Genomic DNA, 25,988 nt, shown 5'->3' with positions numbered 1-25,988 from the left:
GGCTGACATACCCGAAGCAGCGCGTGAAAGATGATTTTGAGCAGGTACGAATGAAGAACGTCTGATACCAATTGACTCAAAGGGAGAACGCAATGAATCAGGACTCCGAGGCTCTTCACGCCAAGCCAGACATCGTGCAGTTGCTCATCGTGTCCGGGACCAGGCCCGAAATCATCAAGCTGGCCCCTGTCTATCACGCACTGAAACAGACGCACTGGGCCCGCCCCATCTGGCTGCACACCGGCCAGCATGGCGACATGGCCGCGCAAATGCTGGATTGCTTTCATATCCAGCCCGATCACGTACTGCAAAGGCAAGGAAGCTCACTGCTGGAATTCGCTACAGGCTGCCGGACTCAGCTGGAGTCCGTGCTCACGGATACGGGCTGTGAGGCAGTGATCGTGCAGGGCGACACAGAAAGCGCGTTTCAGGGTGCATTGGCCGGCTTCTACCTCAAGGTGCCCGTCGTCCATGTCGAGGCCGGCCTGCGCACCTACAACCTGCACCGACCTTTTCCGGAAGAAGGCCTGCGGCAGATGATAGGGCGCATCGCCAGCCTGCATCTGGCCCCCACCCTCAGAGCCCAGCAGGCACTGGAGCGCGAGAACGTGGGCAAGGAAAAGATCGAGCTCACCGGCAACACCGTCGTCGACGCCCAGCTCTGGGCCAGCCAGCATCACCACATCCATCGCCGCATGCAGGGCCGAGGCCATATCCTGGTGACCATGCACAGGCGAGAGAACTGGGGCCCCGATGTGGACCATGTGTGCGAAGCCATTGCCGATATCGCGCGCGAGTTTCCCCAGATGCCGGTGCTGTTTCCGGTCCACCTCAATCCGGTGGTCAAGGAGCCCGTATACCGGCTGCTGGGCGGACTGCCCAATGTCAAGCTGACAGAACCGCTGGATTACCTGGCCATGCAGCAGGCCCTGGCCGATGCCTGGCTGGTGCTGACCGATTCCGGCGGACTGCAGGAGGAGGCCCCGACCTTCAAGGTACCGGTGCTGGTCTTGCGCGACGAGACCGAGCGTCCCGAGGTTCTGGAAGCCGGTTGCGCCGCCTTGGTTGGGGCTGACAGAAGCAGGATCGTTCAGTCCGTGCGCCACCTGATGCATGACGATGCTGCCTACCGGAGCATGCAGGCCAGCAGCAACCCGTTTGGTGACGGGACTGCAGCACAGCGCACCGTAAAAAGACTGCACCAGATGCTGAGGCCTGATCAAGCTGACCTGGCACAGAAAGCCGCAGAAAGGACGCCTCATGTCCTGGCTTGACCTGTTCACCGGATACCTCTATGTCCTCAAGAGCATCGCCATCGTCATCGCGGTAGTGATCTTCATCAGCGGACTGGACGATCTGTTCATCGACCTCTTTTACTGGGGACGGCGCACCTGGCGTGCACTGACGGTGTACTCGCGCCATGAGCAGATGAATCACAAGGCCTTGCTCGGGGTGGACGAGAAGCCGCTGGCCATCATGGTGCCCGCCTGGCAGGAGCATGGCGTGATCGGCAAGATGGCGCAGCTGGCGGCAACCACGCTGGACTATGAGAACTACCACATCTTCATCGGCACCTACCCCAACGACCCCCAGACCCACGCCGATGTGGAGCAGGTTAGAGCCCATTTCCCGAATGTGCACAGTGTGGTCTGCGCACGCCCCGGGCCGACCAGCAAGGCCGACTGCCTCAACAACGTGCTCGATGCCATCTTCCAGTTCGAGCAGCGCTCGGGCATCGAGTTTGCAGGCTTCATCCTTCACGACTCGGAAGACGTGCTGTCCAGGTTGGAGCTGAGACTGTTCAACTTTCTCGTGGATCGCAAGGATCTGATCCAGCTGCCGGTCTACCCCCTGGAGCGGCCGCTGCGCGAATTCACCGGCGGGCATTATCTGGACGAGTTTGCCGAGCTACATGCCAAGGACATCGTGGTGCGCGAGGCCCTGGTGGGTCAGGTGCCCAGCGCCGGGGTTGGCACCTGCTTCAGCCGCCGCGCCATCACGGCGCTGCTGGAGATGGGCGACGGCGTGGCCTTCGACACCCAGAGCCTGACCGAGGACTACGACATCGGTTTCCGGCTCAAGCAGCTGGGTATGCGCGAGATCTTCGTGCGCTTTCCCGTGCACGATGCGGACCAGCCGGCCGACCCCGACCAGCCACGCCGACCCGGGCGCAGCGCGCGCGAAGCCAGCGTCATCTGCGTGCGGGAGTTCTTCCCCGATACGCTGAATGCGGCGGTGCGACAGAAGTCCCGCTGGATCACGGGCATCGTGATCCAGGGCTTCAAGACCCTGCGCTGGACCAAGAGCGGCGTGCTGAACTATTTTCTCTGGCGCGACCGCAAGGGTGCGCTCACCAATTTCGCCAGCTTCCTGGCCATGCTGCTGGCGATGCAGCTGATTGCCATCTGGCTCTACCAGCGCCTGGTACCGGACAGCTACCGGTTTCTCTCCATCTTCCAGGGTGACTGGTGGCTGTATGCGCTGCTGGCCGCGAACTTCGTGCTGATGCTCAACCGCATTGCCCAGCGCATGTTCTTCGTCACCAGCTACTACGGCGTCGTCCAGGGATTGATGTCGCTTCCGCGCCTGCTATGGGGCAATTTAGTGAACTTTCTGGCCAACTGGCGGGCCATCGCCCAGGCGCTGCAGGCCAAGGATATCCGGCGCATGGCCTGGGCCAAGACCGACCATGACTTCCCCATGCTGGGAGAGGGACCCCGACTGCGCCAGCCCCTCGGGCAGATACTGATCGCGCAAGGCGCCTTGACCGAGAGCCAGTTGCAGGAAGCGCTGCTGCGCCCCACTCCGGGCCTGCGCCTGGGCAGTGCGCTGGTGCACAGGGACCTGATCAGCACCGCACAGCTGGCCGCTGCAGTGGCCCAGCAAGCTGGCGTTTCCTGGGAGTTTCTGGGAGAGCGTCTGATCCCCGACGAGATCGCGGCGCTGCTGCCGCCACATCTGGCACTGCATTACAGCGTGGTGCCGCTGCGCGAGGAGGGAAAGACGCTGGTCCTGGCCAGCGAGTCGGTCATAGACCCGGTCTCGCACGCGGCCCTGGAGCGCAAGCTGGAGAGGCCTGTGCGCTACCTCATTGCCCCCAAGGGAGAGGTCACGGTCGAGCTGCGGCGTCTGTATGCAAGACAGCATGGGGAGCCGGCTCGCGAACTGCTGGCCTGGGCCGTGGAGCGCAAACGCGTATCCGCCGAACAGGCGAAAGAGCTGTGGAAATTCTATGTGTCGCGGCAGCTGATGCTGGGCGAAGTGCTTCAGGCCCTGGGCCGCATCGACACGGCCGTGCTGAATGCCTTGCTGCTCAGACATGAGCAAAGCGATGACAGCCTGGGCCTGTTCCTGGTGAACCAGGGGGCGTTGACACAGGCAACGCTGGATGAAGCACTGCGACTGCAGCAACAGCTGCAGGTCACCATGGCGCAACTTTTGCGCCGCCTTGATGCCGCCCCGATCGTGTCTGTTGCTGCTTAGGTGCCAATATATGAAGCTTTCTCGTCCTATTCTGGTTCTTTCCCTGGCATGCGCCACCCCATACGATGGTCTGGCGCAGACGGTGGATCTAGGTCCGGATATCACTCCCAGACAGCGCTTTCAGGTCTACCCCCGGATCGACAAGGCGTATGAGGCCATGGCGCGCGGCGATGGCCAGCGCGCCATCTCCGAGCTGCAGCAGGCTCAGCGTCTGGCACCGGACAACACCGAGATCGCCTTGCAGCTGGCGGCAGCCCATCGCCGCTTTGGCCAACCCGCACAGGCCGAAGCCGTATTGAAAGCCCAGCTTCAGCGCCACCCTGGCGATGCGCGTCTGGCCCAGGCTCTGCGCGACATGCATCAGGGAGCCGTTCCAGCCAGACAGCCCGAGTCTCAAGCTCTGCCCGCTCCTGCGGCCAAGGAACCGCCGAAGACGCCAGGCACGGCCACGCCTTCAGCAGCGACAACACAGGAGCCGGCAAAGGCGGCAGCATCGACAGCGGACACCACACCGCGCCCGCGCAAGAGCCCGGCTGCACAGGCAATGCCTGCTGGTTACGCCAAGGCCAGCCAGGCCTATGCCGCCACCGAGCGGCGCGACTTCGCCACGGCCTTGCCTCTGGCAAGGCAGGCCGTAGCTGCGGCCCCCGGGCGTCTGGACTACCAGCGCCTGCTGGTCTATCTGCTGGTGGAGAACGGGCGCTTCGACGAGGCTGAGGCCCGTGCAGCAAGACTGGACAACGTGAAACAGCTGCAGTCAGACGCCGATTGGCAGATGCTGCGTACCTCCATACGCCAGCGCCAGGCCCTGCGCCCTTTCGAGCAAGCCTTGCAGGCCCGCGAGCAAGGCGACATGGCCAAGGCCCTGCGCCATGCCGAGTCCAGCGTGCGTCTGGCACCACAGGCGCTGGCGCCGCGCCTGCAATGGCTGGGCCTGCTGCTTCAGGATGGGCAGGCGGCCCAGGCACAGCGTGTGGCAGAGCAAGGGCTGGCGCTGCAGCATGATCCTGCACTGCAGGTACTGCAGGGCGTGGCCCTGCATCTCCAAGGTCGCGGCATGGCCTCCGAACAGGCTTTCGACGCAGCGCTTGCCGCCCCCCATCTGTCGCGGTCGGAGCGGCAGAACTACGGCGTGATAGCCCTGGATGCAGCGCTGGCCGCCGGCCAGACAGAACGAGCCCAACGGCTGGTGCAGGCGCTGGAGGCGGACAGCAATGCCGACGTCAACAGGCGCCGGGAACAGCTCAAGACGCTGCGCTCCTCAACCATGTCACGCAACTACGAGCTGCCGCTGCCCCTGGTCAACTGTTTCAGCGCCGGCGATGTGCCCGGCTGCGAAATCTGGCCCGGTCAGCAAGCGCCGGACCCGGCATACAAAGTCGCACATGAAGCCTATCAAGCCTACAGCGATGGGCAATATGCCTTGGCGGCAGACAAGGCCGCTGCTGCCATACAACTCAACCCCGGACAACTGCCCTATCGCCAGTTGCGCCTGCAGGCATTGCTGGCTGCAGGCCAGAAGGCACAGGCACTTGAGGAGGCCGATCAAACACTGCAGCTTCAGCCCGATGCAGTCGAAGTGCTGGCCTTGCGCAGTCGTCTGCGTCGCGAGCAGGGTATGACCGAGGCTGCCAACGCCGACGCACAGACGGCCTTGCAGATGGGCGGCCTGTCCCTGTCCAGCGAGGTGGATCTGCTGCTTCAGCTAGGGCGGCGAGACGAGGCGGCAGCACGCTTTGCCCAGGCCACCGGGGAGCCCGAGATGCAGCAAAGCGCCGACCCCAATCTGGCCTATCTGGCCGTCCGCGTGGGGGACGATCGCAGTGCCTTGTCCATCTTCAACCGCGCACGTGACCAGAGCCGCCTGCCTGACACGGCACTGCGCGATGGAGCCTACGCGGCCAGCAGGCTGGCCGAGAACGATCAGTCCATCGACTACTTCAAGCAGGCCATCGCCGCAGCACATGACGGCAGACTCGCCATGACGCCGCAGCAGCTGTATGAGACGCGGCGTGAAGTTGCCGACCGGGACCGCTCCTGGGGCATCAACACATTGCTCGGCTATCGGGGCATTTCCCTGGGGGCTGCGGGCGCCCAGCCCGGCCTCTATGGCGACGTGGCCCAGCTCGTCAGCGAGGTGTACTGGCGCCCGCAGAAGTTCGGCGACGGCCGCTTCTGGGAGGTGTACGGAGGCGCTGCACAAACGGTCTACAGCCGCCACGATGTGCCCACGGGCGGAGAGACCACCCAGGGTGCCATCGGTATTCGAGCCAAGCCGCTGAGCGATCACAACCTCATACTCGCGGCCGAACGGCGCGTGCGCATCGGCTCGCTGTCCAGCAACGACTGGTTGCTGCGTATGGGATATTCGGGCGGCATGGGCACCGACCTGCGCGTGGATGTGCCCAGCTGGAACACGTTCAATATGTACGCCGAAGTGGGCCGTTTCATTCATCGCAAGCAGAACTACGCGACGTTCGAAGCCCAAGCAGGGCGCAGTTTCCGAATGGGGGGGGGCGACTCAAGACTGGTGCTGTTTCCGCATGCAGTCCTGGGCGCTGATTACAACTCTGAACGCACAGCCTCGGGCAAGCAAAGCTCGGTTGGCGCTGGCGTTGGTGTGAGCATGCGTTTCTGGTTCCGCGAGGACCGTGACCATGCGCCCCGCTCCTACCTCGACCTCTCCCTGCAGTATCGCGCCCGGCTTGCCGGGGACGACAGAGGGAAAGGCGTGTTTCTACGTGCCGCCTTGGTGTTTTGAGATGGCACGCCTTTAAGGCCCGAACCCATCGCCATTTTTAGAGTTTATGGAGATGGTGTTGTTCGACACTTTTTCTTTCTGCACTCCAGAAAGGAGACTCTCATGCACTCCCATGATCAAAGGCAGGCCACGCGCGCGCTGCTCGCGCTGGCGCTGCTGACCTGGGCCAGCTGGACCCTGGCCTCCAACGTCATGCCGCCGCCATTGCCACCTGGGGCCTCCCAGATCCGCATGGATGTCGGTGCGTCCCCCGTAGAGCGCAAGCGCAACGAACGCGCGCACCACCACAAAGGACATTTCAAGAAGGATTTCACACGGGATGACACGCTGGACGAGCCGCCTGTCAAACCTGGCAACCCCTCCCCCGGCAATCCGCCGAAAGGCAAGCCCAATCCGGGCAGTCCATTCCGTGACCAGTAGCAATAAGCCTCACCGTGTAATGATCTCAGGAGAGTCTCATGAAAACCCTAGGACGCCTTCTTGGGGCATGGCTGCTGGCCATGCTCTTTGCGAGCCCTGGCGCCTTTGCGCAAACAGGTCCCCGCACACTGATCCTTTATGACGCGCCGCCCAATACGGCCTACACCAAGCTCGGCATGGGCTATGCCATCATGCTGCGCAATCTGCTGGGACATTTCGACAGCAAGGTCGATATGGTCGCGGTGCAGAACTACACGGCAGGGCAGCTCAGCGGCTACGACGCCACGTTCTATCTGGGCGCGTATTACGACAACCCGGTTCCTGCCGCCTTCATGACCGATGCTGCCAACTCGAGCAAGACCATCGTCTGGTTCAAGTACAACCTCTGGCAGTTTGCCTGGGATCCGGCCTACGGCTTCCAGTCCCGCTATGGCTTCAACCTGACGGCACTGCGCGGACTCAATGCCGCTCCGACATCAAGCAACACCACACCGGGGTTCTTCGACACCATCAGCTACAAAAACCTGCCCTTTGTCAAATACTACGCATACGACAGCAGCACTGGCGCCGTGAATGCGGATCCCGATGTGGGGCTGACGGCCATCACCGATACCACCAAGGCACAGAACCTGGTCTCCATGTCCAATCCAAAGACCGGCGAGCAGGCGCCCTATGTGGTGAGGTCGGGCAACTTCTGGTATGTGGCGGATCTGCCCTTCAGCTATATCGGACCACGCGATCGCTATCTGGTGCTCGCCGACATCCTGCATGACATGCTGGGGGTGAACCATGCCGAAAGCCACAAGGCCATGGTCCGTCTTGAAGATGTGAGCGCCTTGGTCAGTGTGACGGCAATGAGATCACTGACGGACTACCTCTACCAGCAACGGATACCGTTTTCGATTGCGACCATTCCGTACTACAAGGATCCTCTTGGCGTCTACAACTCGGGAGTGCCGATGCAGGTGCCCATGTCACTGGCGACCAATCTGAAGAGAGCTCTCAACTACGCACTGGTGCGCGGCGGCGAAATCGTGATGCATGGCTACACACACCAGTACAGCAATGTGCGCAATCGCTATACGGCCGTGAGTGGCGATGACTACGAGTTCTGGGACATTGTCAACAACAAGCCCTTGCCGGAAGACTCGACATCCTGGGCGTTGGGACGTTATCGAGCCGGCCTGCTGGAGCTGTCTCTCAATGGATATCGCGCGACAGCCTGGGAAACCCCGCACTACCAGGGCTCGGCGCTGGCATCCAAGGCCAGTACGCAGGTCTTCCCCAAGACTTATCAACGCGTGGTGTACTACACCGCAGACAAGCCCAATTTCACTGCATCGGTGGAGAAGGATTTTGCTGTGGGCCAGATCTTCCCCTACCCCATCCAGACCGACTACTACGGGCAGAAAGTGTTGCCGGAAAGCCTGGGTAACATCGAATACGACATTCATCAGATCGACCCGACTTCCTCCTTCAACTACACATGGCAGGACATTCTCACCAATGCCCAGTATGTGAAGACGGTACGTGACGGCTATGCCTCGTTCTTCTTCCACCCGTTCTGGCTGGAGCCGCAGGTTGGAACCCCTGGCCTGGCGGACTTCAAGAGCCTTGTCAGCGGCATCTCCAATCTGGGCTTCACCTGGACGGTTCCGAGTCAGCTGCCATGAAAGAAAAGCGCTTTCTCCGAAAGGAGAGAGCGGCTCGATCCATAGATATGACGATGGAACAATGCACCAGACGCGAGGCACTGGGCCTGGCCTGGGCGCTGACCTGCAGCCTGCCCGAGGCACAGGCCAAACCCGGCCTGCGTCTGCCTGGCATGGTCTGGCAGCCCAGTGCCGGCACGCTACGCCCTCAAGGCACATGGCAGCGCCTGGGCATCCGCCGCCTGCTGGTGCAATGGACGGCCGTGGACAATCTGAGCCTGGTGCCCGGCACTTACCTGCCCTCCATGAGCCGCAATCTCCCGGACTGGGAGCGCATCGCGGCCGAGCCCTGGGCGCAGGAGCTGATTCTCGGCCTGGCCGGCATGCATGACGAGGCCAAGGCCCGCGCCAGTCTCGCGGATCTGGCAATGCAGTCCTATGCCTTGAAGGCAGCGATCACAGCGCTGCCACTGCGGGTTGCCGGCTGGTACTTCCCGGTCGAAGTCGATCCGACCTGGGCTGCGCCCAGTCTTCTCACCGAGGTTCTCAACAAGCTGCCGCGTCCGCTGTGGATCAGCGCCTATGACAATGCCAACATGGGTCCCCAGGCGCTGGTTGACTGGATCATGCGCTGGATACCTGAAGATGTGGGCGTGTTTTTCCAGGATGGAGTCGGCGTGCACGCGCGCACTCCCAGCGTGGCACGCGAATACCTGCAGATGCTGACCGCCCATCTGGGCCTGGCGCGGGTGCGGGTGATTGCCGAAGCCTTCCGGCCTGCGCCGGGCGGCGGCTTTCGCAGCGCCATGGCAGAGGAGTTTCTGCCGCAGCTGACGGCCTATCAGGGCTGGACGGTCTTCGCCTTCGACGGCCCGCATTATCTGAACCCGCCTCTGGTCGATGCCTTGGCGGATGCCCTGGGCAGCAAACCCCGCTGAGCCGCCTTCCGCCCTGCTACTGCGGCTTGGGCCCATGGAGCCAGCGACAGGATTGAACAGGCTGGCGGCCTGCAGGTCTGCGCACGTGTACCGATCCAGGCTCGGGGCGGCATCGCCCCTGCCCGTTCAGTGCTTCAAAAGCATTCGAAGGTCTGCGCCGCCTGCCAACGCTGGTCGGCTGCAAGAACCACAGGCGCATCAATGGCCGCAGCCTCCACGCACAGCATCTGCTGCCAGCTGTCGGCCTCCATGTCCTTGAGCGTGGCGCACAGAGCAGGGCCTGGATTCCAGACCACGGTTTCGCTCCAGGGCATATCCTGGGCAAGCTGCAGCCAGGGCTGGCCCGAGCTTTGCAACTGCAGGGCTGCCGCCGCACGGGGATAGACGCGATCGGTCTCCGCGCCGAAGCTGACGCTGCCCGTCTGCGTGACATTGGTGTCCGGCAAGGCCGCAGCCGCGTCCCAGTAGCTCAGCCCTTCAAGACCGTGCAGGCTGGCCTGCTCGACCTGAGCCACGCGCAGATAGCCGTGCAAGGCGGCGGTAAAGGACAGGTCCTGCCGGCCACGGTTATGCACGGCCAGCTCGACACCCAACGCGCCGGGCCTGAGCTGAATTGTGAGCACTGCTTCAAAGGCGTGCGGCCAGACGGCGCGCGATGCTTCGCTGTCCGTCAGGCACAAGGAGATCTGCACACCATCCTCGCCCAATGGGCGCGCAGCATCGGCCAGCCAGTGGCTGATGCGCGCAAAGCCATGCTTGACCAGGGGGCCACGCTGATTGAACTGGGGAAAACAGACCGGAATGCCGCCGCGAATGGCGCTCTGGCCGTCATGGGCTGCCCTGGGACTGAGGAACAGGCGCTCCTGCCCCAGGCCGATCCAGGACAGCACCTGGGCGCCCTGCTGGCAGATCAGCACCGAATCCCCCTGGCCCAGCTTCAAAGCAATGGCAGGGAGTCCTTTCCAGTCAACGGCCTGGGCCTGAAACGTCAAATCACTCACCCGTGAGTTCGTCCGCACGCTCCTGGCCGGCGGCGAAGTCCAGATCGCCGGTATAGATGGCGCGACCACAGATCACGCCTTCCACGCCCTCGTCCTGCACCTTGCACAGCGCTTCGATGTCGGCCATGCCGGCCAGACCGCCCGAGGCGATGACCGGAATCTTCAGCGACTGGGCCAGCTTGACGGTGGCGTCGATGTTGATGCCGCTGAGCATGCCGTCACGACCGATGTCGGTATAGATGATGGATTCCACACCCCAGTCCTCGAAGCGCTTGGCGGTTTCGATCACGTCCTGGCCGGTGAGCTTGCTCCAGCCGTCGATCGCCACCTTGCCGTCCTTGGCGTCCAGGCCCACGATGATGTGGCCGGGAAAGGCGCTGCAGGCATCCTGCAGGAAACCGGGATTCTTCACGGCGGCGGTGCCGATGATCAGGTACTCGATGCCCAGATCGATGTAGCGCTCGATGGTGTCCAGATCACGGATGCCGCCGCCCAGCTGCACGGGAATCTCGCCATCGACTTCCTTGAGGATGCTCTTGATGGCCGACAGGTTCTTGGGCTGGCCCGCAAAGGCGCCGTTCAGGTCTACCAGGTGCAGGCGACGGGCGCCCGCATCCAGCCATTTGGCGGCCATGGCTGCGGGGTCTTCACCGAAAGTGGTGGACTGGTCCATATCACCCTGAATCAGGCGAACGCAGTGGCCGTCCTTGAGGTCGATAGCGGGGATGAGCAACATGATGGTGATCTGCTAGCAAGTTTGGCCGTCAGAAATGGCCGGTTAAAAAAACTCGGGTTAACAGTGAATAAGTCCTGCGATGCAGCGGGCACTGGATTGGGATGGGCTGCGAGGCGCAAACCACAGCCGGGCTGATCGCCCGGCGAGGATTTGCAACGCTGCAGACCGCCCAAGCCAGGGATGCGATGCGCGCAAAGACTTGTTCAATGTTGACCTTTAGGGCTTCCAGCTCAGGAAGTTGCGGAACAGCGCCAGTCCCTGGTCCGAGCTTTTCTCGGGGTGGAACTGGGTTGCGAAAATATTATCGCGTGCGACGGCACATGCAAAGAGGCCGCCGTAATCGGTCTCGGCCGCGCAATGCGCGCTTTGTTGCACCTGCGCATAAAAGCTGTGCACAAAGTAGTAGAAGCTGCCGTCTGGAATGCCGGCCCACAGCGCATGGGGCTTGCCGCCCTGCTGCGTCTGCTGCACCTGGTTCCAGCCCATCTGCGGCACCTTGAAGCGGCTGCCGTCAGCCTGCGTCCTGCCTTCCAGGTCGAACTTGCGCACGTTGCCGGGAATCAGCCCCAGGCCCGGTACATCGCCTTCGTCGCTGTGGTCGAGCAGCATCTGCATGCCCACGCAGACGCCGAACAGCGGCTTGTTGGCAGCCGCATCGAGCACGGCCTGCTGCAGGCCCGATTCGCGCAGCTCGCGCATGCAGTCGGGCATGGCGCCCTGACCGGGCAGGACCACGCGGTTGGCCGCATGGACCACATCGGGATCGGCCGTGACGACCACGTCCCAGCCAGCATCGGCCGCAGCCGTGCGCACCGCCTGCGAGACCGAGCGCAGATTGCCCATGCCGTAATCGACCACGGCCACGGTGTTGTTCTTCAAACTCATAGCAGCTACCGCTTGTAGAGATTGGCTTTTATACTCAAAAAGCTTTGAAATACTGTGTAATCAGCCGCATGCAGCTCCTGATTACAGAGCACCCTTGGTCGAGGGAATCACACCCGCCATGCGCTCATCATGCTCCAGCGCAAAGCGCATGGCACGCGCAAAGGCCTTGAAGATGGTTTCGCACTGGTGGTGGGCGTTGAAGCCCTTGAGGTTGTCGATGTGCAGCGTCACGCCGGCGTGGTTGACAAAGCCCTGGAAGAACTCGAAGACCAGCTGCGTATCGAGCTGACCGATGCTGCCGGCGGTGAACTTCACATCCATGTGCAGACCGGGGCGGCCCGAGAAGTCGATGACGACGCGGCTCAGGGCTTCGTCCAGCGGCACATAGGCATGACCGTAGCGGCGAATGCCTTTCTTGTCGCCGATGGCCTTGGCAAAGGCCTGGCCCAGGGTGATGCCGATGTCCTCCACCGTGTGGTGGCCATCGATGTGCAGATCGCCCGCGCATTCGATGTCCATGTCGATCAGACCGTGGCGCGCGATCTGGTCCAGCATGTGGTCGAGAAAACCGATGCCGGAGTTCAGGCTGGCCTTGCCCGTGCCGTCGAGGTTGACGCGCACGGCGACGCGGGTCTCGGCCGTGTTGCGCTGCACTTCGGCAATGCGCGGCAGGTTCTGGGCGATGGAGGGGACGATATTGCTCATAGGCTTTCTTTCAGTGCCGCCAGCATCTGGGCGTTTTCTTCGCGGGTGCCCACGGTCAGGCGCAGGCAGTTGTGCAGCAAGGGGTGCATGGCCGATACGTTCTTGACCAGCACGCCGCGCTGCTTCATCTCGATCTGGGCCTTGCCGGCATCGCGCACGCGCAGCAACACCATATTGGCTTCGGAAGGCCAGACTTTTTGCACGCCGTCCAGCAGGGTCAGGGCATCGATCAGCGGCTGGCGTTCGGCGCGGATGGCTGCCGCCTGCTCGGCATACAGGGACTCGTGCTGCAGCGCAAAAATCGCCGTCTCGCAGTTGAGCACGCTGATGTTGTAGGGCGGGCGCACCTTGTCGATCTCGTTGACGATGGCCGATGGGCCGATCAGATAGCCCAGGCGCGCACCGGCCAGACCGAACTTGGACAGCGTGCGCATCAGCAGCACATGGGCATTGCGCGCGGGGTCGGCCTTCATGCGGGTGATCCAGCTGCGGCTGGCAAACGGTTGGTAGGCCTCGTCCATCACGACCAGACCACCGATCTTGGCCACGGCATCGATCACGGCCTGCACCTTGTCCTCGGCCCACAGCGTGGCGGTGGGATTGTTGGGATAGGCGATATAGGTGATGGCAGGCTGGTGCTCGGCGATGGAGGCCTGCATGGCCGGCACATCCAGGTCGAAGTCGCTCGTCAGATTCACGCCCACGAAATCCAGGCCCTGCAGCTTGGCAGACAGCGGATACATCACAAAGCCCGGCATGGGCGCCAGCATCTTGGCGCGGGCATTGTTGCAAGGCTGGGCCGTGGCCAGCGCCAGCAGGGTAATGATTTCGTCCGAGCCATTGCCCAGCAGCACCGATGTGCCGGCGGGAGAGCCAGCGTAGTCGGCCAGCATCTGCTTGAGCACTTCCTGACGCTCGCCGGGGTAGCGGTTGATTTCCAGGCCACCCAGATGCTCGCCCAGCTTCTGCTGCAGCTCGGGCGGCAGGCGGTAGGGGTTCTCCATCGTGTCCATCTTGAGCAAGCCTTGCGCGGGCTGCACATGGTAGCCCTGCATGGCGCGCACATCGGCGCGGATGCGTTGCAGGGCTTTGGTCTGGATGTCTTGAGCAGTCATGGGTTCACTCCTTCACACGAGGCTTGCGTTGGCCAATGCAGTCGATACCGGTCGCTGCGATTCTGGCGCTCAAGCCTCAAGATTCTGCGTGGCGGCTTGCTCCAGCGGGTGCACCACGGTTACGCCGCCAAACTCCGCCCCGTGGGGCAGATGCAGGCTCAGCATGTGGTTGCAGCCGCTGTGCTGGGCGCAGGCCACGGCCAGGCAGTCGCCAAAATCCAGCGCGTGGCGGGCCTGTACGGCCCAGGCCGTCTCCAGCGTGGCGGCGTCGGTCTTCCAGGGCGTCCAGGTCTGGTAGCGGCGGATGGCGGCGCGGGCATCGCCCTGAGGCAGAGGCAAGGCGGCCGTGGTCGCCTGGTCATAGAACTCCACCAGCGCCTGGTTGCTGGTGCGGCCGCTGCGGCTGCGCCACAGCAGATCCAGCCATTGCAGCGTGGCCGCATACAGCGCACCGCCGGCCGCATCTTCTGCGGCGATCAGCACCGAGGTGTCGACAAACACGGGGTTCACTTGGCCACCTCGGTCTCGGCATTTCTTTGAACTGCGCCACGCTTGCTGCTGGCACTGCGCGCCAGGGATTTTGCCGACTGACCGGCAGCTTGCCAGGTGCGCTCATCCGTGCGCCAGGCCAGGTAGGCTCGCTCGTAGGCATCCTCGCGCTGCATCAGCTCGGCCATGAAGTCACCCAGCATGCGCGAGACGCTGCTGCCGCGCCTGGCCGCTTCAATGCGCGCCCAGTCAAGCACGCTGTCTTCGACGGTGATGGTGACGTTCTTCATGAGCCGAATAGTACACGAAATTCGTGTTACACGAAATTCGTGGAGATCAACATCACATCGCACTCAGCATGGAACAGGCAACTTCCCCCACCTGCCGCAAAGCCTGCAGATGCTGCGGCGTCCAGTCGCCGCCCAGACCTACACGGACTCCCTGCCTGAAGCGGCCTGCGGCGCCAAACAGCGCACCAGGAGCGATCAGGATCTGCCGGGACAGACAGGCTTCATGCAAGGCCACGGCATCCAGTGGCGCCGGCAACTCCAGCCACAGCAGCAGCCCCCCCGGCGGATCGCTGACCCGCGTGCCTGGAGGAAAGCTCTGTGCGATCACTTGCCTGGCCTGCTCGACCCGAGCGGCAATGGCAGCACGCAACTGGCGCATGGCGGCATGGTGACCTGCCTGCGAGATCAGGTCCGCCAGCGCCAGCTCCAGCACCGCCGATTGACCACCAGCCTGCATCTCCTTGATGTGGCGTACCTTGCCCGTCCAGCGGCCGGCCTCCAGCCAACCCAGGCGCAGGCCCGGCGCCAGCGTTTTGGAAAAGGAATGGCACAGCATCACCTGGCCCGAGCCGTCATAGGACTTGAGGCTGCGCCGGGCAGCATCGCCTTCGGCCAGATCGGCATAGATGGCGTCCTCGATCACCGGCAGTTCATGCTGAACAGCGAGCTGCACCAGCTTTTTGCGCTCGGCCTGGGGCATGCAGCTGCCCAGTGGGTTGCTGAGCGTGGGCACCAGGAGCAAGGCTTTGACAGGCTGGGTTTCCAGTGCCAGTTGCAGCGCATCCAGCGACAGGCCATGGCGTGGGTGACAGGGAATCTCCAGAGCCTTCAGCTGCAAGGCCTGCAGCACCTCCAGAAACGAAAAGTGCGTGGGCGACTCCAGTGCCACTACATCGCCAGGCTGGGTCACGGCACGCAGACACAGGGCAACGCTGTCCATGCAGCCGCCGGTGACGAGAATGCGCTCCGGGTCCAGACTGCAGCCCAGCCCCACTGCATAGCGCGCCAGCGCACGGCGTGCCTCTTCATGACCGTCCGAGCCTGGATAGGTGCACAGCAGATGGCGGTGCTTTTGCACGGCACGGGTCAGCGCGCGGCGCACGCGGTCGGGGTTGAGCAGGTCGATGCCCGGCGTACCGCTGCTGAACGACACCATGCCTTCGGGCTGTTCCCGTCCCAGAACGCGCTGCCCCAGCCAGTCCAGCGATACGGTGCGAGGGCGGCGCATGGGCCGGGAAATCTTGGGTTCGGGCAATTGCACGGCACGTGGCGCCACAAAAAAACCCGAACGCGGGCGTGCCGTGATCTGCCGTGCATCCTCCAGCCAGTGATAGGCCTGCACCACCGTGGTCTGCGCCACACCGTACTGCCGAGCCAGCATGCGCACCGAGGGTAGTTTTTGCCCATGGGCCAGCGCTCCCTGACGTATGGCCTGACTCAGTTGCCCAGCGATCTGCAGATATAGCGGTGTCGACGCATCAAAATCCATGACGGGATTCTGTACTGGCGCAGGCGAGCACATACAGCACAGATGAGTGGCAGAACGGGCAGTACAGATGCAAGGCTGTAGTCATCTGTACTCATCCAGATCGGCTGCCGCTGTGACTGGCAGTACAGATCTGCGTTTTGCACAGTCGGAGCATGAACTCAGTTCTCACTTATCCCTTGTGGAAAACCATGACCCTGCAGGCCGCTGCATCGGTGCAGACCATGCACCTGAGCGCCGGTCAAAGCCTCTGGCTGCAGACACAGAGCGGCATTGTCTGGCTGACCTGCGAGGGGCAGCCCAGGGACTACTTTGTGCGAGCCGGTGAATCGCTGCACTTCGACGGACCGGCCCGGCTGCATCTTGGTACGCAAGGCTCACAGCCGGCGACCCTGCGCTGGAGCAACGCCTGCGAGCGCCCCTCAGCAGCCCCGGCTTCACCAGCAATGCCAGCAACCGCTACGGCCTGAAGCAGTGCATAAAAAAAGGCCCTGCAGAGCCGGGCCTTTGACAGGAAAGAAACGGTCTCAGCGCCGATACTGCGGCGGCGGCGCATACTGCCGGCCATCCGCCGGGAAGGCACTGGGGTCACGAGGATCGCCCGATTCAACCGCAGGCGCAGGGCGGCGAGGCAGATCCGGGTCACGCTCGTCCAGGCGCACGTCAAACAGCGCCGTACCGATCACCCCCACATTGCGCGCATCGCCTGCGGGCGTATTGTTGGCATAGGCCCTGCCCTTGTCAGAAAAGCGAAATGCCGCAACCTCGCGGTCGTTTTTGCGAAAGCCGTCAATCACCAGCCGCTCGCCCGGGCGCAGCAGATAACCACTACTCTTGACGCTGCCCGGCTGACCGCTGAGCACATCCAGTCCATCGACAGTCGCCACCACTTCATAGAAGCGATTGCTGCGGTTGGTGTAGACCAGTTCATAGCGTTCGCCATGGCGGCCCGCGACATGGAAGTCCCTGGCTCCGCGTGTGGAGAAAATGCGCAGCACCGACCCGCTTCCGTTGAGCACCTGCAACTCCACATCTCCATCGGCCAGCAGCGCATTGGTCTGCCGCTCGGCGGAGTTGCCAAGCGCACGCAGAATGCTGTGTTCGTCCGAATAGCGCAGCTGGCCCACATCGCGTGGACGCTCCGGCGTCAGGCGAGAGGCTCGCACCACCTTGGTGGCGGACTCGCGCCCCTCACCCCATTGCGTGCCCAGTGTGGACTCGACCCTGGGCGTGCGCGGCGCTGCCGATGCACTCTCTGCGACCTGCGCCGAAGGCGGTGCACCGCAGGCGGCCAGCCCCGCGACCAGCAGCAATCCGCCCAGCAGCCGCCAGCCGCCTCGGTGCCAGAAACTCACGACTTGACTCATCTTCACGCTCCCTTGTTGTGATTGGCTATTGAATGCTTTGCTGACACGCAGCCCGCCGAGTGTCACAGCAAATCCGCTCTTTCCCGCGCCAGGAAACATCTGGAGATGATTTGCCCCGGTATCGGGGGGCATGCGCGAAAATGAAAAAGCCGTGGACGGGCCACGGCTGATAGGGACAGGCAAGCGCCGGCGGGATTTACTTCAGGCGCATTTCGGCAGCCCTGGCGTGGCCCTGCAGGCCTTCGCCATAGGCCAGCACGGCAGCGGTCTTGCCCAGGATCTGGGCGCCGGCCTCGCTGACCTCGATGATGGAGCTGCGCTTCTGGAAGTCGTACACCCCCAGCGGCGAGGAAAAGCGCGCCGTGCCGCTGGTGGGCAGCACGTGATTCGGGCCGGCGCAGTAGTCGCCCAGGCTCTCCGACGTATATGCGCCCAGGAAGATGGCGCCGGCGTGCCTGAGCAGAGGCTCCCAGCGGTGCGGGTCGCGGCTGGAGACTTCCAGGTGCTCGGGCGCAATGCGGTTGCTGATCGCGCAAGCCTCTTCCATGTCCTTGGTCAAAATCAGCGCGCCGCGGTCGCTCAGGCTCTTGGCAATGATGGCCTTGCGCGGCATCTCGGGCAGCAGGCGGTCGATCGCAGCCTGGACGGCATCGAGATAGGCCGCATCGGGGCACAGCAGGATGGACTGTGCCAGCTCGTCGTGCTCGGCCTGGCTGAACAGATCCATGGCCACCCAGTCGGGTGGAGTCGTGCCGTCGGCCAGCACCAGAATTTCAGAAGGACCGGCAATCATGTCGATGCCCACGATGCCGAACACGCGCTTCTTGGCGCTGGCTACATAGGCATTGCCGGGGCCTGTGATCTTGTCCACCTTGGGCACGGTGGCCGTGCCGTAGGCCAGCGCCGCCACGGCCTGGGCGCCGCCGACGGTGAAGGCGCGATGCACGCCCGCCACATAGGCAGCGGCCAGCACCAGCGGGTTCTTCTGACCCTGGGGCGTGGGCACGACCATGATGATGTCCTGCACACCGGCCACATGGGCGGGAATGGCGTTCATCAGCACGCTGGACGGATAGGCCGCCTTGCCGCCGGGCACGTAGATGCCCACACGGTCCAGCGGCGTGACCTTCTGGCCCAGCAGCGTGCCGTCTTCGTCGCGGTAGCTCCAGCTTTCGCCATTGGCCTTCTTCTGCGCCTCGTGATAGCTGCGCACACGGCGCGCCGCCGACTCCAGCGCTTCGCGCTCGGCTGCCGGCAGGCTGTCGAAGGCGGCTTTCAGCTCCTGCTTGGTCAGCTCCAGAGCCGCCATGGAATCGGCCTGCAGGCCGTCAAAGCGTGCCGTGTACTCGAGCACGGCGGCATCGCCACGCTGCTGCACATCGGCCAGGATGTCGGCCACGCGCTGCTCGATGGCCGCATCCGTGTCGGCCGACCAATGCAGGCGTTGCGCAAAATCGTGTTCGAAGTTGGCGTCCGCAGTCGACAGGCGGGCAGGGGCAGCTACATATTCCATTGTGGTTTCCTTGGGGTCTAGCAGGCCGTCTCGCAGCCGTGCTTCAGTATCAAGAACAGGCGCGCGCCGTAGTAGCCGTCGCGCAGGGGCCAGTCCTGGTCGCGCAGCAGGGCTTCAGCTATAGGCCACTTCTCATTATCCTTGAGCGCTTCAATGGTGAAATCACCATTCCTCTGCCCGACAAAGAAGCGGAACCAGTGCAGGTCCTTGTCCAGCGCCTCGGCCTCAATCAAGGCCCGCAGGCGCTCTGTGATGCCTTCGGTCAGCGGGGCATCGTTGCGAAGATGCCAGGGGCCCGGATAGGCCTGCCAGTGCCTGCCCTGGACCTGCCAAGCCTCGGCTGGCACCGCATCCTCATCGCGCGCCGTCCACAGGGCGGAGAGCATCACATGCAGATCGCTGACAGCGAAGTTGCCGAATGCGTCGTGCATTCCCTGCAGGCCTTCGCCCAGGCCCGTGAAATTCTCGATGATCTCGCGCCGGTCCGGCAGGCGGACCACCACGGCCAGGGAACCGACCAGGGGATGGTTGAGGTAGGCACCACGCCAATCGGCAAGCACGCCCGGTGCCTGGCCGCCAGGCAGCAGCCAGCCGTTGTATTCCTCGCAGGGCAGGCCATGCGCGGCGAAACACAGCGCAAGCGCCTCCTTCGCCGGATCGCCGGACTCAGCCCCTGGGGCCATTTACCGCCTCGGCGAAGGCATCGATGATGTGGCGCAGCGGAGCCTGCTTGAGCTTGAGCGACGCCTGGTTGACGACCAGACGCGAGCTGATGTCCATGATGGGCTCGACCTCGACCAGATCGTTGGCCTTGAGCGTGTTGCCGGTGGACACCAGATCGACGATGGCATCGGCCATGCCGGTCAGCGGCGCCAGCTCCATGGAGCCGTAGAGCTTGACCATGTCCACGTGCACGCCCTTCTTGGCAAAGAAGTTGCGGGCAATCTCGGGGTATTTGGTGGCAATGCGCAGACGTGCGCCCTGCTTGACGGCCAGTTGATAGTCAAAGCCGTTGCGCACGGCCACGCTGACGCGGCACTTGGCAATCTGCAGATCCAGCGGCTGGTACAGACCCTGGCCGCCATGCTCGATCAGCGAGTCCAGGCCCGATACGCCCAGATCCGCGCCGCCGTATTGCACATAGACGGGCACGTCCGAAGCGCGCACCAGCACCACGCGCACATCGGGACGGTTGGTGTCGAAAATCAGCTTGCGCGACTTTTCCACATCCTCTGTCACCTCGATGCCGGCGGCGGCCAACAGGGGCACGGTTTCTTCAAAAATGCGGCCCTTGGACAGGGCGATGGTCACAGGCGTTGCGGTGCTCATGCGGAAATTCTCTCGATATCGGCGCCCAGGGCGCGCAGCTTGTCTTCCATGCGGTCGTAGCCACGATCCAGGTGGTAGATGCGATCGACGATGGTCTCGCCCTCGGCCACCAGACCGGCAATCACCAGGCTGGCCGAAGCGCGCAGATCGGTCGCCATCACGGTGGCACCGGACAGGCGCTTGCCGCCTTCGATGGTCGCCACGCGGCCGTCGGTGGTGATGCGCGCACCCAGGCGCACCATCTCGTTGACATGCATGAAGCGGTTCTCGAAGATGGTCTCGGTCACCATGCTGGTGCCTTCGGCCACCAGGTTCAGCGCCATGAACTGGGCCTGCATATCGGTGGGAAAGCCCGGATATTCGGTGGTGCGAAAGCCCTGCGCCTTGAGCTTGCCGGAGGAGGCCACCTTCAGGCCGCCATCCACGCACTCCACGCTCACGCCCGCATCCTTGAGCTTGTCGATCACGGCGCCCAGATGGTCGGCACGCGCGTGGTGCAGCAAAGCTTCACCGCTGGTGGCCGCCACAGCGCAGAGGAAGGTGCCGGCCTCGATACGGTCGGCCACCACCTGATGCTCGCAGCCATGCAGCTTGTCCACGCCCTGAATCACGATATGGCTGGTGCCGTGACCGGTGATCCTGGCCCCCATCTTGATCAGCATCTCGGCCAGATCGGTGATTTCGGGTTCCATGGCGGCGTTTTCCAGCACCGTCTCGCCTTCGGCCAGCGCAGCGGCCATCAGGAAGTTCTCGGTGCCGGTCACGGTCACCATGTCGGTGGTGATGCGTGCGCCCTTCAGGCGCTTCCAGCCTTCGGGCAGGCTGGCATGCATATAGCCGTTTTCCACGGTGATGATGGCACCCATGGCCTGCAGGCCCTTGATGTGCTGATCCACGGGGCGCGAGCCGATCGCGCAGCCGCCGGGCAGCGACACCTTGGCGCGGCCGAAACGGGCCAGCAGCGGGCCCAGGGCCAGCACCGAGGCGCGCATGGTCTTGACCAGTTCGTAAGGCGCTTCGGGCACCAGGCTGTCGGGCGCCACAAAGCTCATGCCGCCGCGTTCGCCATGGGTTTCGGTCTGCACACCCATATTGGCCAGCAGCTTGCGCATGGTGGCCACATCGTGCAGACGCGGCACATTGTGCAGGTGCACGGGCTCGGCCGTGAGCAGTGCGGCACACATTTCAGGCAGAGCGGCGTTTTTGGCGCCGGAAATGATTACTTCGCCCTTGAGGGGACGACCACCGTGGATCTTGAGTTTGTCCATGGCTTCAAGCCTTGAATGTTATGTATAAAAAATGTGCTCAGCGCTTATTTATCAAGCGCTGACAGCTATCAATCTTGCGTCTCGACTCGCATCAGGCCTGGGCAGCCGTCCATTCTGCCGGGGTGTAGGTCTTCATGGACAGGGCATGGACTTCATCGGTGGCCATGCGATTGCCCAGCGTGGCATAGACCAGGCGCTGGCGGCCCAGCAGACGCTGGCCTTCAAACTGTGCAGAAACAATGGTGGCAAACCAATGTCGGCCGTCGCCTTCCAGCGCAATATGCTCGCAGGGCAGGCCGGCGGCGATCAGGTCTTTGAGTTGGTCTGCAGTCATGGGGAACCTTTAAGCGCAAAGCTGGCGAAACCGGTCATTGTCTCGCAAGCAGCCCCGCGTCAATTCTAAAAATCAGTTACGAATCTTGTAGCCGATACGCAGCAGGTGCACGGCCAGCGCGCTCACAGCCAGCCAGGCAGCGCCCACGATGGCAAAGCTGAGCCAGGGCGAGACATCGCTCTGGCCGAAGAAGCCATAGCGGAAGCCGTCGATCATGTAGAAGAACGGGTTGACATGGCTGACCGCCTGCCAGAAGCCGGGCAGCGAGTGCACGGAATAGAACACGCCGGACAGAAAGGTCAGGGGCATGATCAGAAAGTTCTGGAAAGCCGCCATCTGGTCGAACTTCTCGGCCCAGAGACCGGCGATCAGACCCAGCGTGCCCATCAGGGCGCAGCCCAGAAAGCCGAACACCAGAATCCACAGCGGCGCGGCAAAGTCGGGCACGGCAAAGTACAGCGTGACCACAAACACGCCCAGACCGACCAGCAGGCCGCGCAAAATGGCCGCTCCCACATAGGCGCTGAACCAGGCCCAGTGCGACAGCGGCGTGAGCAGCACGAACACCAGCGAGCCCATGATCTTGCTCTGCACCAGGCTGGATGAGCTGTTGGCAAATGCGTTTTGCAACATGCTCATCATCACCAGACCGGGAATCAGGAACGCGGTATAGGGGATGCGGTCGTAGACCATGACCCGGCCTTCGAGCACATGACCGAAAACCAGCAGATACAGCACGGCCGTGAGCACCGGTGCGGCCACGGTCTGAAAGCTCACCTTCCAGAAGCGCAGCACTTCCTTTTTGAGCAGGGTCTGCCAGCCGTTCATTGGACACCTCCTGCAGGAGCCTGTGTCCTGGAGCCTTCATTCATGATGTGGATGAACACATCCTCCAAATCCGCGCGGCGGATTTCCACATCCTCGGGGGTCACGCCCGCTTCGCGCAAAGCGGCCAGCAGCTGCTCCACATCGACGGCATGGGCGGCGGGAATCTGCACGATTCGACCGGTTACACGCGCTCTGTCGGCCACGGCCTTGGGCAGGGCGCTATCGGTCTTGAACTGCAACACATTGCTGGAAGCCGACTTGAGCAGCTCGCTCATGGGCGAGAGCTTGATGATCTCGCCGCGCTTGAGCATGGCCACGCGGCTGCACAGCGCCTCGGCCTCTTCCAGATAGTGAGTGGTCAGCAGAACCGTGTGGCCCTGTTTGTTGAGCTTGGCAATGAAATGCCACAGCGTCTGGCGCAGCTCCACGTCGACACCGGCCGTGGGTTCGTCCAGCACGATGATCGGCGGCTTGTGCACCAGAGCCTGGGCCACCAGCACGCGGCGCTTCATGCCGCCCGAGAGCTGGCGCATATTGTTGTGTGCCTTGTCCGTCAGGCCCAGGCTGTCGAGCAGCTCGTCAATCCAGTCGTCGTTGTTCTTGACGCCGAAATACCCGGACTGGAACTTCAAGGCCTCGCGCACATTGAAGAAGGGGTCGAACACCAGCTCCTGCGGCACGATGCCCAGCTTGCGGCGTGCATCGGCGTAGTTCGCCTGCACATCGCTGCCCTGCACCAGCACGCGCCCGCCCGTGGCTTGCGCCAGTCCGGCAAGGATGCTGATCATCGTGGTCTTGCCGGCGCCGTTGGGGCCTAGCAGACCGAAGAACTCGCCTTCCTCGATATCCAGGCTCACCGATTTGAGGGCCTGAAAATCCCCCTTGGGGGTGCGGTAGGTCTTGGAGACGGATTGGAATGAGACTGCGGACATGGAGCCCATGATTCTAGGGCTTGCCCACAGCCTCTGCCTTGGCGGGGCTTAGCCGGACACAGTGATTCGTCAGCCTAGCCCTGCTGAGCGGTGGCGGCCGCATCGGGCACAGGAGCTGGCATCAGCAAGCCGTCCACGCCATACAGCGCGGCCATGGACTGCAGCCCCTTGGGCAGACCTTCGACGATGAGCTGCTTGCCCACCTCCTGCGCCGCGCGCCGGCAGGCCAGCAGCACGGCCAGGGCCGCCGAGTCGAACACCTTGACAGCACTGGCATCCACCACCACCTGGGCATCCGCATGGCCTGTGACCAGCGGACGCAGACGCAGCAGACAGTCGCGCCCCTGACGATAAGTCAGTTCCTTGGGCAGTTGCAGAGGGTTGCTAGCTGAGCGGGCCATGACGTCTGAAGCGCTTTGCTTACTTGGTGGCCGTGGCCGGCATGGAGCTGCGCGAGGCCAGGGTCTTGATCAGACCATCGATGCCGTTGGCATTGATTTCCTGCGCAAACTGATTGCGATAGGTTTCAACCAGCCACACACCGAGCACGTTGAAGTTGTAGAGCTTCCAGCCCGTGGCCTGCTTTTCCAGACGGAAATCCAGCTGCACGGGGTCGCCACGGCCGTTGACCTGGGTACGTACCAGCACGTCGGTGTCGCCGGCGGCCATGCGCACAGGCTTGACGGTAATGGTCTGATCGCCGACCTGGGACAGGGCCCCCGCATAGGTGCGAATCAGCAGGGCCTTGAACTCATCCTGCAGCTTCTGGCGCTGCTCGGGCGTGGCCTGACGCCAGGCCGGACCGACCGCGGCCGATGTCATGCGGCGAAAGTCCACATAGGGCATGACCTTCTCGTTGACCAGCGCATTGATCTTGCTGGAATCGCCGTTGCGCAGCGATGCATCCTTCTTGATGGTCTCCAGCACATCGGCAGAGACGCGCTTGACCAGTGCATCGGGCGCTTCCTCAGCAGCCTGGGCTGCGGGCAGGCCCAGATTCAGAGCGAGCACGGCACCTGCTGCCATGCCCCACATGCGACGAGTAATCTTCATTGCGTTCTTTCTCCTAGGCCCGCAAGTGTCACCGCACTCACGCAGCCTGTGCATCATGTTTGTAACCAAGCTCTACCGGCTCACTGGCCTTCTGGGGGCAGCTTGCCGGCGTTGTCGTCATCATAGTTTTCGAGACGACCATCGCCGCCGGACGCCGCGCCGCCAATGCGTGAGCGCAGATAGACATCGCGCACCAGGCTGTATTTGTCGAGCGCAACGGAGTCCAGCACATCGCCGGCCTTGAGCAGATTGGCACGGTTGTTGACCATGCGCAGGCCGAACAGGCTGTTGCGCCAGCGCACATCATCCATGGTGTTGGCAGGATAGCCGAAGGCATCGACCACCAGGCCGGCCGAATCCCGCACCGTGGACGGCCCCCAGAAGGGCAGCACCACATACGGCCCCGTGGGCATGCCCCAGCGACCCAGAGTCTGGCCAAAGTCCTGCTTGCGGCGTTCGATGCCAGCCTCGCTGGCGATGTCGAACAGACCGCCGATGCCCAGCACCGTGTTCACGCTGAAGCGCACCATGGAGTTGTAGGCACCCTGGCCCTGACCCTGCAGCACATTGTTGACGAAGGACCAGGCATCGCCGAGGTTGTCGAAGAAGTTGGTCACACCCTGACGCGCCACGCGCGGCGTCACGGTCTGGTAGGCCGTGGCCACGGGCTTGAAGATCGCCTCGTCCACGCCTTCGTTGAAGGAGTAGATGCTGCGGTTCATGGACTCCAGCGGGTCGGCAGGGTTGGCAGGGCCCGCGGTGGTGGTGGCGCAGCCGGACAGCAGTGCGGCTACGCAAACACTGGAAGCCAGCGCAACGCGCCTGAGCGCCTGGTTCTTATCTGACGTCAATTTCGTCTGTGGGCTTGTTGTAGTCATCATTCTTTCGCTCCCCCGTTGGCTCCGTTGGCTGCGCCAGCACCGGAATCACCACCCTGCTCCGCCTTGCTGTAGAGAAACTGACCTATCAGATTCTCCAGCACCACGGCAGACTGGGTGGCCGTCACGCGGTCGCCGGCCTTGAGGTTCTCTTCGCTGGCGCCCGCCTCAATACCAATGTACTGATCGCCCAGCAGACCGCTTGTCAGAATTTTCAGCGAACTATCCTTGGGAAAGGCGTAACGGGTTTCCATGCTCATGGCCACGTCGGCCTGGAAGGTCTGGTCGTTGAAGGTGATGGACTCGATGCGGCCCACAACCACGCCGGCGCTCTTGACCGCGGCCTTGGGCTTGAGCCCGCCGATATTGTCGAAGCGGGCGCTAATCGTATAGGTCTTCTGGAAGTTCAGGCTCAGCAGATTGGCCGACTGCAAGGCCAGGAACACCAGGGCCAGAGCACCGATCAGCACAAACAGGCCAACCCAGAGATCACTTTTCTTTTGCTGCATGATTTTCTACCTTTAT

27 protein-coding genes are annotated in these 25,988 nt (G+C 63.0%); 7 read left to right on the top strand and 20 right to left on the bottom strand.

All coding sequences use genetic code 11. From position 1 onward, the window contains the following. The first annotated feature begins 92 nt into the window (after positions 1-92). The 6 genes from wecB (at position 93) to DFO48_RS05925 (ending at position 9,254) form a co-directional block, all read left to right on the top strand. Positions 93-1,274 (top strand): non-hydrolyzing UDP-N-acetylglucosamine 2-epimerase, encoded by a 1,182-nt coding sequence (wecB, locus tag DFO48_RS05950; RefSeq protein ID WP_114862847.1) that lies wholly within the window; start codon positions 93-95, stop codon positions 1,272-1,274. Then, positions 1,261-3,483, top strand: a complete 2,223-nt coding sequence (gene nrfB / locus DFO48_RS05945) for a cyclic di-3',5'-guanylate-activated glycosyltransferase NrfB (protein WP_114862846.1) — start codon at positions 1,261-1,263, stop codon at positions 3,481-3,483. The genes wecB and nrfB overlap by 14 nt, the downstream gene beginning before the upstream one ends. Before the next feature lie 10 nt (positions 3,484-3,493). Then, on the top strand, positions 3,494-6,244 hold the full coding sequence (locus DFO48_RS05940) for a tetratricopeptide repeat protein (RefSeq protein ID WP_114862845.1): 2,751 nt from the start codon (positions 3,494-3,496) through the stop codon (positions 6,242-6,244). A gap of 102 nt (positions 6,245-6,346) precedes the next feature. Further along, complete coding sequence (locus tag DFO48_RS05935; RefSeq protein ID WP_114862844.1) at positions 6,347-6,664, top strand: hypothetical protein; 318 nt, start codon at positions 6,347-6,349, stop codon at positions 6,662-6,664. A gap of 38 nt (positions 6,665-6,702) precedes the next feature. Further along, a complete protein-coding gene (locus tag DFO48_RS05930) occupies positions 6,703-8,337 on the top strand; it encodes a DUF2334 domain-containing protein (RefSeq protein WP_114862843.1) in 1,635 nt (544 codons plus the stop codon). A 47-nt stretch (positions 8,338-8,384) separates the two neighbouring features. After that, complete coding sequence (locus DFO48_RS05925; RefSeq protein WP_003074062.1) at positions 8,385-9,254, top strand: hypothetical protein; 870 nt, start codon at positions 8,385-8,387, stop codon at positions 9,252-9,254. A 134-nt stretch (positions 9,255-9,388) separates the two neighbouring features. Here the strand turns inward: DFO48_RS05925 and DFO48_RS05920 are convergent, their stop codons facing one another. The 8 genes from DFO48_RS05920 to DFO48_RS05890 form a co-directional block, all read right to left on the bottom strand. Continuing rightward, positions 9,389-10,255: a D-hexose-6-phosphate mutarotase gene (locus tag DFO48_RS05920; RefSeq protein WP_114862841.1), complete on the bottom strand. Its 867-nt coding sequence runs from the start codon at positions 10,253-10,255 to the stop codon at positions 9,389-9,391. Continuing rightward, positions 10,248-10,991, bottom strand: coding sequence for a 1-(5-phosphoribosyl)-5-[(5-phosphoribosylamino)methylideneamino]imidazole-4-carboxamide isomerase (gene hisA, locus DFO48_RS05915; RefSeq protein WP_003058631.1), 744 nt, complete (start codon positions 10,989-10,991; stop codon positions 10,248-10,250). The genes DFO48_RS05920 and hisA overlap by 8 nt, the downstream gene beginning before the upstream one ends. Positions 10,992-11,207: 216 nt before the next feature. Beyond that, a complete protein-coding gene (gene hisH, locus DFO48_RS05910; RefSeq protein ID WP_114862840.1) occupies positions 11,208-11,876 on the bottom strand; it encodes an imidazole glycerol phosphate synthase subunit HisH in 669 nt (222 codons plus the stop codon). Between the two features lie 81 nt (positions 11,877-11,957). Continuing rightward, positions 11,958-12,581: an imidazoleglycerol-phosphate dehydratase HisB gene (gene hisB, locus DFO48_RS05905; protein ID WP_003058637.1), complete on the bottom strand. Its 624-nt coding sequence runs from the start codon at positions 12,579-12,581 to the stop codon at positions 11,958-11,960. Further along, positions 12,578-13,696 carry a histidinol-phosphate transaminase gene (gene hisC, locus DFO48_RS05900; protein WP_114862839.1) on the bottom strand — a complete coding sequence of 373 codons (1,119 nt, stop codon included), beginning with the start codon at positions 13,694-13,696 and terminating at the stop codon, positions 12,578-12,580. Before hisC ends, hisB begins: the two co-directional genes overlap by 4 nt. Positions 13,697-13,765: 69 nt before the next feature. Next, positions 13,766-14,206, bottom strand: a complete 441-nt coding sequence (locus DFO48_RS25410; protein ID WP_034348273.1) for a PIN domain-containing protein — start codon at positions 14,204-14,206, stop codon at positions 13,766-13,768. Beyond that, positions 14,203-14,475, bottom strand: a complete 273-nt coding sequence (locus DFO48_RS25405) for a hypothetical protein (RefSeq protein ID WP_199406957.1) — start codon at positions 14,473-14,475, stop codon at positions 14,203-14,205. Before DFO48_RS25405 ends, DFO48_RS25410 begins: the two co-directional genes overlap by 4 nt. 52 nt (positions 14,476-14,527) lie before the next feature. Next, on the bottom strand, positions 14,528-15,964 hold the full coding sequence (locus tag DFO48_RS05890; protein WP_114862838.1) for a PLP-dependent aminotransferase family protein: 1,437 nt from the start codon (positions 15,962-15,964) through the stop codon (positions 14,528-14,530). Positions 15,965-16,116: 152 nt separating this feature from the next. Here DFO48_RS05890 and DFO48_RS05885 point away from each other — a divergent pair, with 152 nt between their 5' ends. After that, positions 16,117-16,431: a DUF2917 domain-containing protein gene (locus DFO48_RS05885; protein WP_114862837.1), complete on the top strand. Its 315-nt coding sequence runs from the start codon at positions 16,117-16,119 to the stop codon at positions 16,429-16,431. Positions 16,432-16,488: 57 nt separating this feature from the next. On the opposite strand, the gene DFO48_RS05880 is transcribed toward DFO48_RS05885, so the two are convergent. The 12 genes from DFO48_RS05880 to mlaD form a co-directional block, all read right to left on the bottom strand. After that, positions 16,489-17,328, bottom strand: coding sequence for a hypothetical protein (locus DFO48_RS05880; RefSeq protein WP_199406956.1), 840 nt, complete (start codon positions 17,326-17,328; stop codon positions 16,489-16,491). Between the two features lie 196 nt (positions 17,329-17,524). Continuing rightward, positions 17,525-18,841: a histidinol dehydrogenase gene (gene hisD, locus DFO48_RS05875; RefSeq protein WP_114862835.1), complete on the bottom strand. Its 1,317-nt coding sequence runs from the start codon at positions 18,839-18,841 to the stop codon at positions 17,525-17,527. 17 nt (positions 18,842-18,858) lie between these two features. Next, positions 18,859-19,524, bottom strand: coding sequence for a DUF6348 family protein (locus DFO48_RS05870; RefSeq protein WP_003074079.1), 666 nt, complete (start codon positions 19,522-19,524; stop codon positions 18,859-18,861). Beyond that, positions 19,508-20,170: an ATP phosphoribosyltransferase gene (gene hisG, locus DFO48_RS05865; RefSeq protein WP_003074081.1), complete on the bottom strand. Its 663-nt coding sequence runs from the start codon at positions 20,168-20,170 to the stop codon at positions 19,508-19,510. Before hisG ends, DFO48_RS05870 begins: the two co-directional genes overlap by 17 nt. After that, positions 20,167-21,438, bottom strand: coding sequence for a UDP-N-acetylglucosamine 1-carboxyvinyltransferase (murA, locus tag DFO48_RS05860; RefSeq protein ID WP_003074082.1), 1,272 nt, complete (start codon positions 21,436-21,438; stop codon positions 20,167-20,169). Before murA ends, hisG begins: the two co-directional genes overlap by 4 nt. Positions 21,439-21,529: 91 nt before the next feature. After that, positions 21,530-21,772, bottom strand: a complete 243-nt coding sequence (locus DFO48_RS05855; RefSeq protein WP_003058653.1) for a BolA family protein — start codon at positions 21,770-21,772, stop codon at positions 21,530-21,532. Between the two features lie 72 nt (positions 21,773-21,844). Beyond that, positions 21,845-22,600 (bottom strand): ABC transporter permease, encoded by a 756-nt coding sequence (locus DFO48_RS05850; protein WP_003074084.1) that lies wholly within the window; start codon positions 22,598-22,600, stop codon positions 21,845-21,847. Beyond that, positions 22,597-23,532: an ABC transporter ATP-binding protein gene (locus DFO48_RS05845; RefSeq protein WP_034348309.1), complete on the bottom strand. Its 936-nt coding sequence runs from the start codon at positions 23,530-23,532 to the stop codon at positions 22,597-22,599. Before DFO48_RS05845 ends, DFO48_RS05850 begins: the two co-directional genes overlap by 4 nt. Before the next feature lie 74 nt (positions 23,533-23,606). Then, positions 23,607-23,933, bottom strand: coding sequence for a lipid asymmetry maintenance protein MlaB (locus DFO48_RS05840; RefSeq protein WP_003074086.1), 327 nt, complete (start codon positions 23,931-23,933; stop codon positions 23,607-23,609). Positions 23,934-23,952: 19 nt separating this feature from the next. Continuing rightward, positions 23,953-24,585 (bottom strand): phospholipid-binding protein MlaC, encoded by a 633-nt coding sequence (locus DFO48_RS05835; RefSeq protein WP_034348276.1) that lies wholly within the window; start codon positions 24,583-24,585, stop codon positions 23,953-23,955. A gap of 80 nt (positions 24,586-24,665) precedes the next feature. After that, entirely contained in the window at positions 24,666-25,466 is an 801-nt protein-coding gene (locus DFO48_RS05830; RefSeq protein ID WP_114862834.1) for a VacJ family lipoprotein, read from the bottom strand. Further along, positions 25,463-25,972, bottom strand: a complete 510-nt coding sequence (mlaD, locus tag DFO48_RS05825) for an outer membrane lipid asymmetry maintenance protein MlaD (RefSeq protein WP_114862833.1) — start codon at positions 25,970-25,972, stop codon at positions 25,463-25,465. Before mlaD ends, DFO48_RS05830 begins: the two co-directional genes overlap by 4 nt. Positions 25,973-25,988 lie beyond the last annotated feature (16 nt).

Source organism: Comamonas sp. AG1104 (genome assembly GCF_003350425.1).
GTDB lineage: Bacteria > Pseudomonadota > Gammaproteobacteria > Burkholderiales > Burkholderiaceae_C > Comamonas > Comamonas testosteroni.
This window is presented reverse-complemented; position numbering and strand designations above follow the sequence as displayed.

Coding starts and splice junctions, on each gene's coding strand:
- DFO48_RS05935 (WP_114862844.1), top strand. CDS start 6,347: ATGCACTCCCATGATCAAAGGCAGGCCACGCGCGCGCTGCTCGCGCTG.
- hisC (WP_114862839.1), bottom strand. CDS start 13,696: ATGACTGCTCAAGACATCCAGACCAAAGCCCTGCAACGCATCCGCGCC.
- murA (WP_003074082.1), bottom strand. CDS start 21,438: ATGGACAAACTCAAGATCCACGGTGGTCGTCCCCTCAAGGGCGAAGTA.
- hisA (WP_003058631.1), bottom strand. CDS start 10,991: ATGTTGCTCATCCCCGCTATCGACCTCAAGGACGGCCACTGCGTTCGC.
- DFO48_RS05925 (WP_003074062.1), top strand. CDS start 8,385: ATGACGATGGAACAATGCACCAGACGCGAGGCACTGGGCCTGGCCTGG.
- hisB (WP_003058637.1), bottom strand. CDS start 12,581: ATGAGCAATATCGTCCCCTCCATCGCCCAGAACCTGCCGCGCATTGCC.
- mlaD (WP_114862833.1), bottom strand. CDS start 25,972: ATGCAGCAAAAGAAAAGTGATCTCTGGGTTGGCCTGTTTGTGCTGATC.
- DFO48_RS05890 (WP_114862838.1), bottom strand. CDS start 15,964: ATGGATTTTGATGCGTCGACACCGCTATATCTGCAGATCGCTGGGCAA.
- hisG (WP_003074081.1), bottom strand. CDS start 20,170: ATGAGCACCGCAACGCCTGTGACCATCGCCCTGTCCAAGGGCCGCATT.
- wecB (WP_114862847.1), top strand. CDS start 93: ATGAATCAGGACTCCGAGGCTCTTCACGCCAAGCCAGACATCGTGCAG.
- DFO48_RS05880 (WP_199406956.1), bottom strand. CDS start 17,328: ATGAGTCAAGTCGTGAGTTTCTGGCACCGAGGCGGCTGGCGGCTGCTG.
- DFO48_RS05850 (WP_003074084.1), bottom strand. CDS start 22,600: ATGAACGGCTGGCAGACCCTGCTCAAAAAGGAAGTGCTGCGCTTCTGG.
- DFO48_RS05830 (WP_114862834.1), bottom strand. CDS start 25,466: ATGATGACTACAACAAGCCCACAGACGAAATTGACGTCAGATAAGAAC.
- DFO48_RS25405 (WP_199406957.1), bottom strand. CDS start 14,475: ATGAAGAACGTCACCATCACCGTCGAAGACAGCGTGCTTGACTGGGCG.
- DFO48_RS05840 (WP_003074086.1), bottom strand. CDS start 23,933: ATGGCCCGCTCAGCTAGCAACCCTCTGCAACTGCCCAAGGAACTGACT.
- DFO48_RS05855 (WP_003058653.1), bottom strand. CDS start 21,772: ATGACTGCAGACCAACTCAAAGACCTGATCGCCGCCGGCCTGCCCTGC.
- DFO48_RS05885 (WP_114862837.1), top strand. CDS start 16,117: ATGAACTCAGTTCTCACTTATCCCTTGTGGAAAACCATGACCCTGCAG.
- DFO48_RS05845 (WP_034348309.1), bottom strand. CDS start 23,532: ATGTCCGCAGTCTCATTCCAATCCGTCTCCAAGACCTACCGCACCCCC.
- hisD (WP_114862835.1), bottom strand. CDS start 18,841: ATGGAATATGTAGCTGCCCCTGCCCGCCTGTCGACTGCGGACGCCAAC.
- DFO48_RS05940 (WP_114862845.1), top strand. CDS start 3,494: ATGAAGCTTTCTCGTCCTATTCTGGTTCTTTCCCTGGCATGCGCCACC.
- hisH (WP_114862840.1), bottom strand. CDS start 11,876: ATGAGTTTGAAGAACAACACCGTGGCCGTGGTCGATTACGGCATGGGC.
- DFO48_RS05930 (WP_114862843.1), top strand. CDS start 6,703: ATGAAAACCCTAGGACGCCTTCTTGGGGCATGGCTGCTGGCCATGCTC.
- nrfB (WP_114862846.1), top strand. CDS start 1,261: ATGTCCTGGCTTGACCTGTTCACCGGATACCTCTATGTCCTCAAGAGC.
- DFO48_RS05870 (WP_003074079.1), bottom strand. CDS start 19,524: ATGGCCCCAGGGGCTGAGTCCGGCGATCCGGCGAAGGAGGCGCTTGCG.
- DFO48_RS05835 (WP_034348276.1), bottom strand. CDS start 24,585: ATGAAGATTACTCGTCGCATGTGGGGCATGGCAGCAGGTGCCGTGCTC.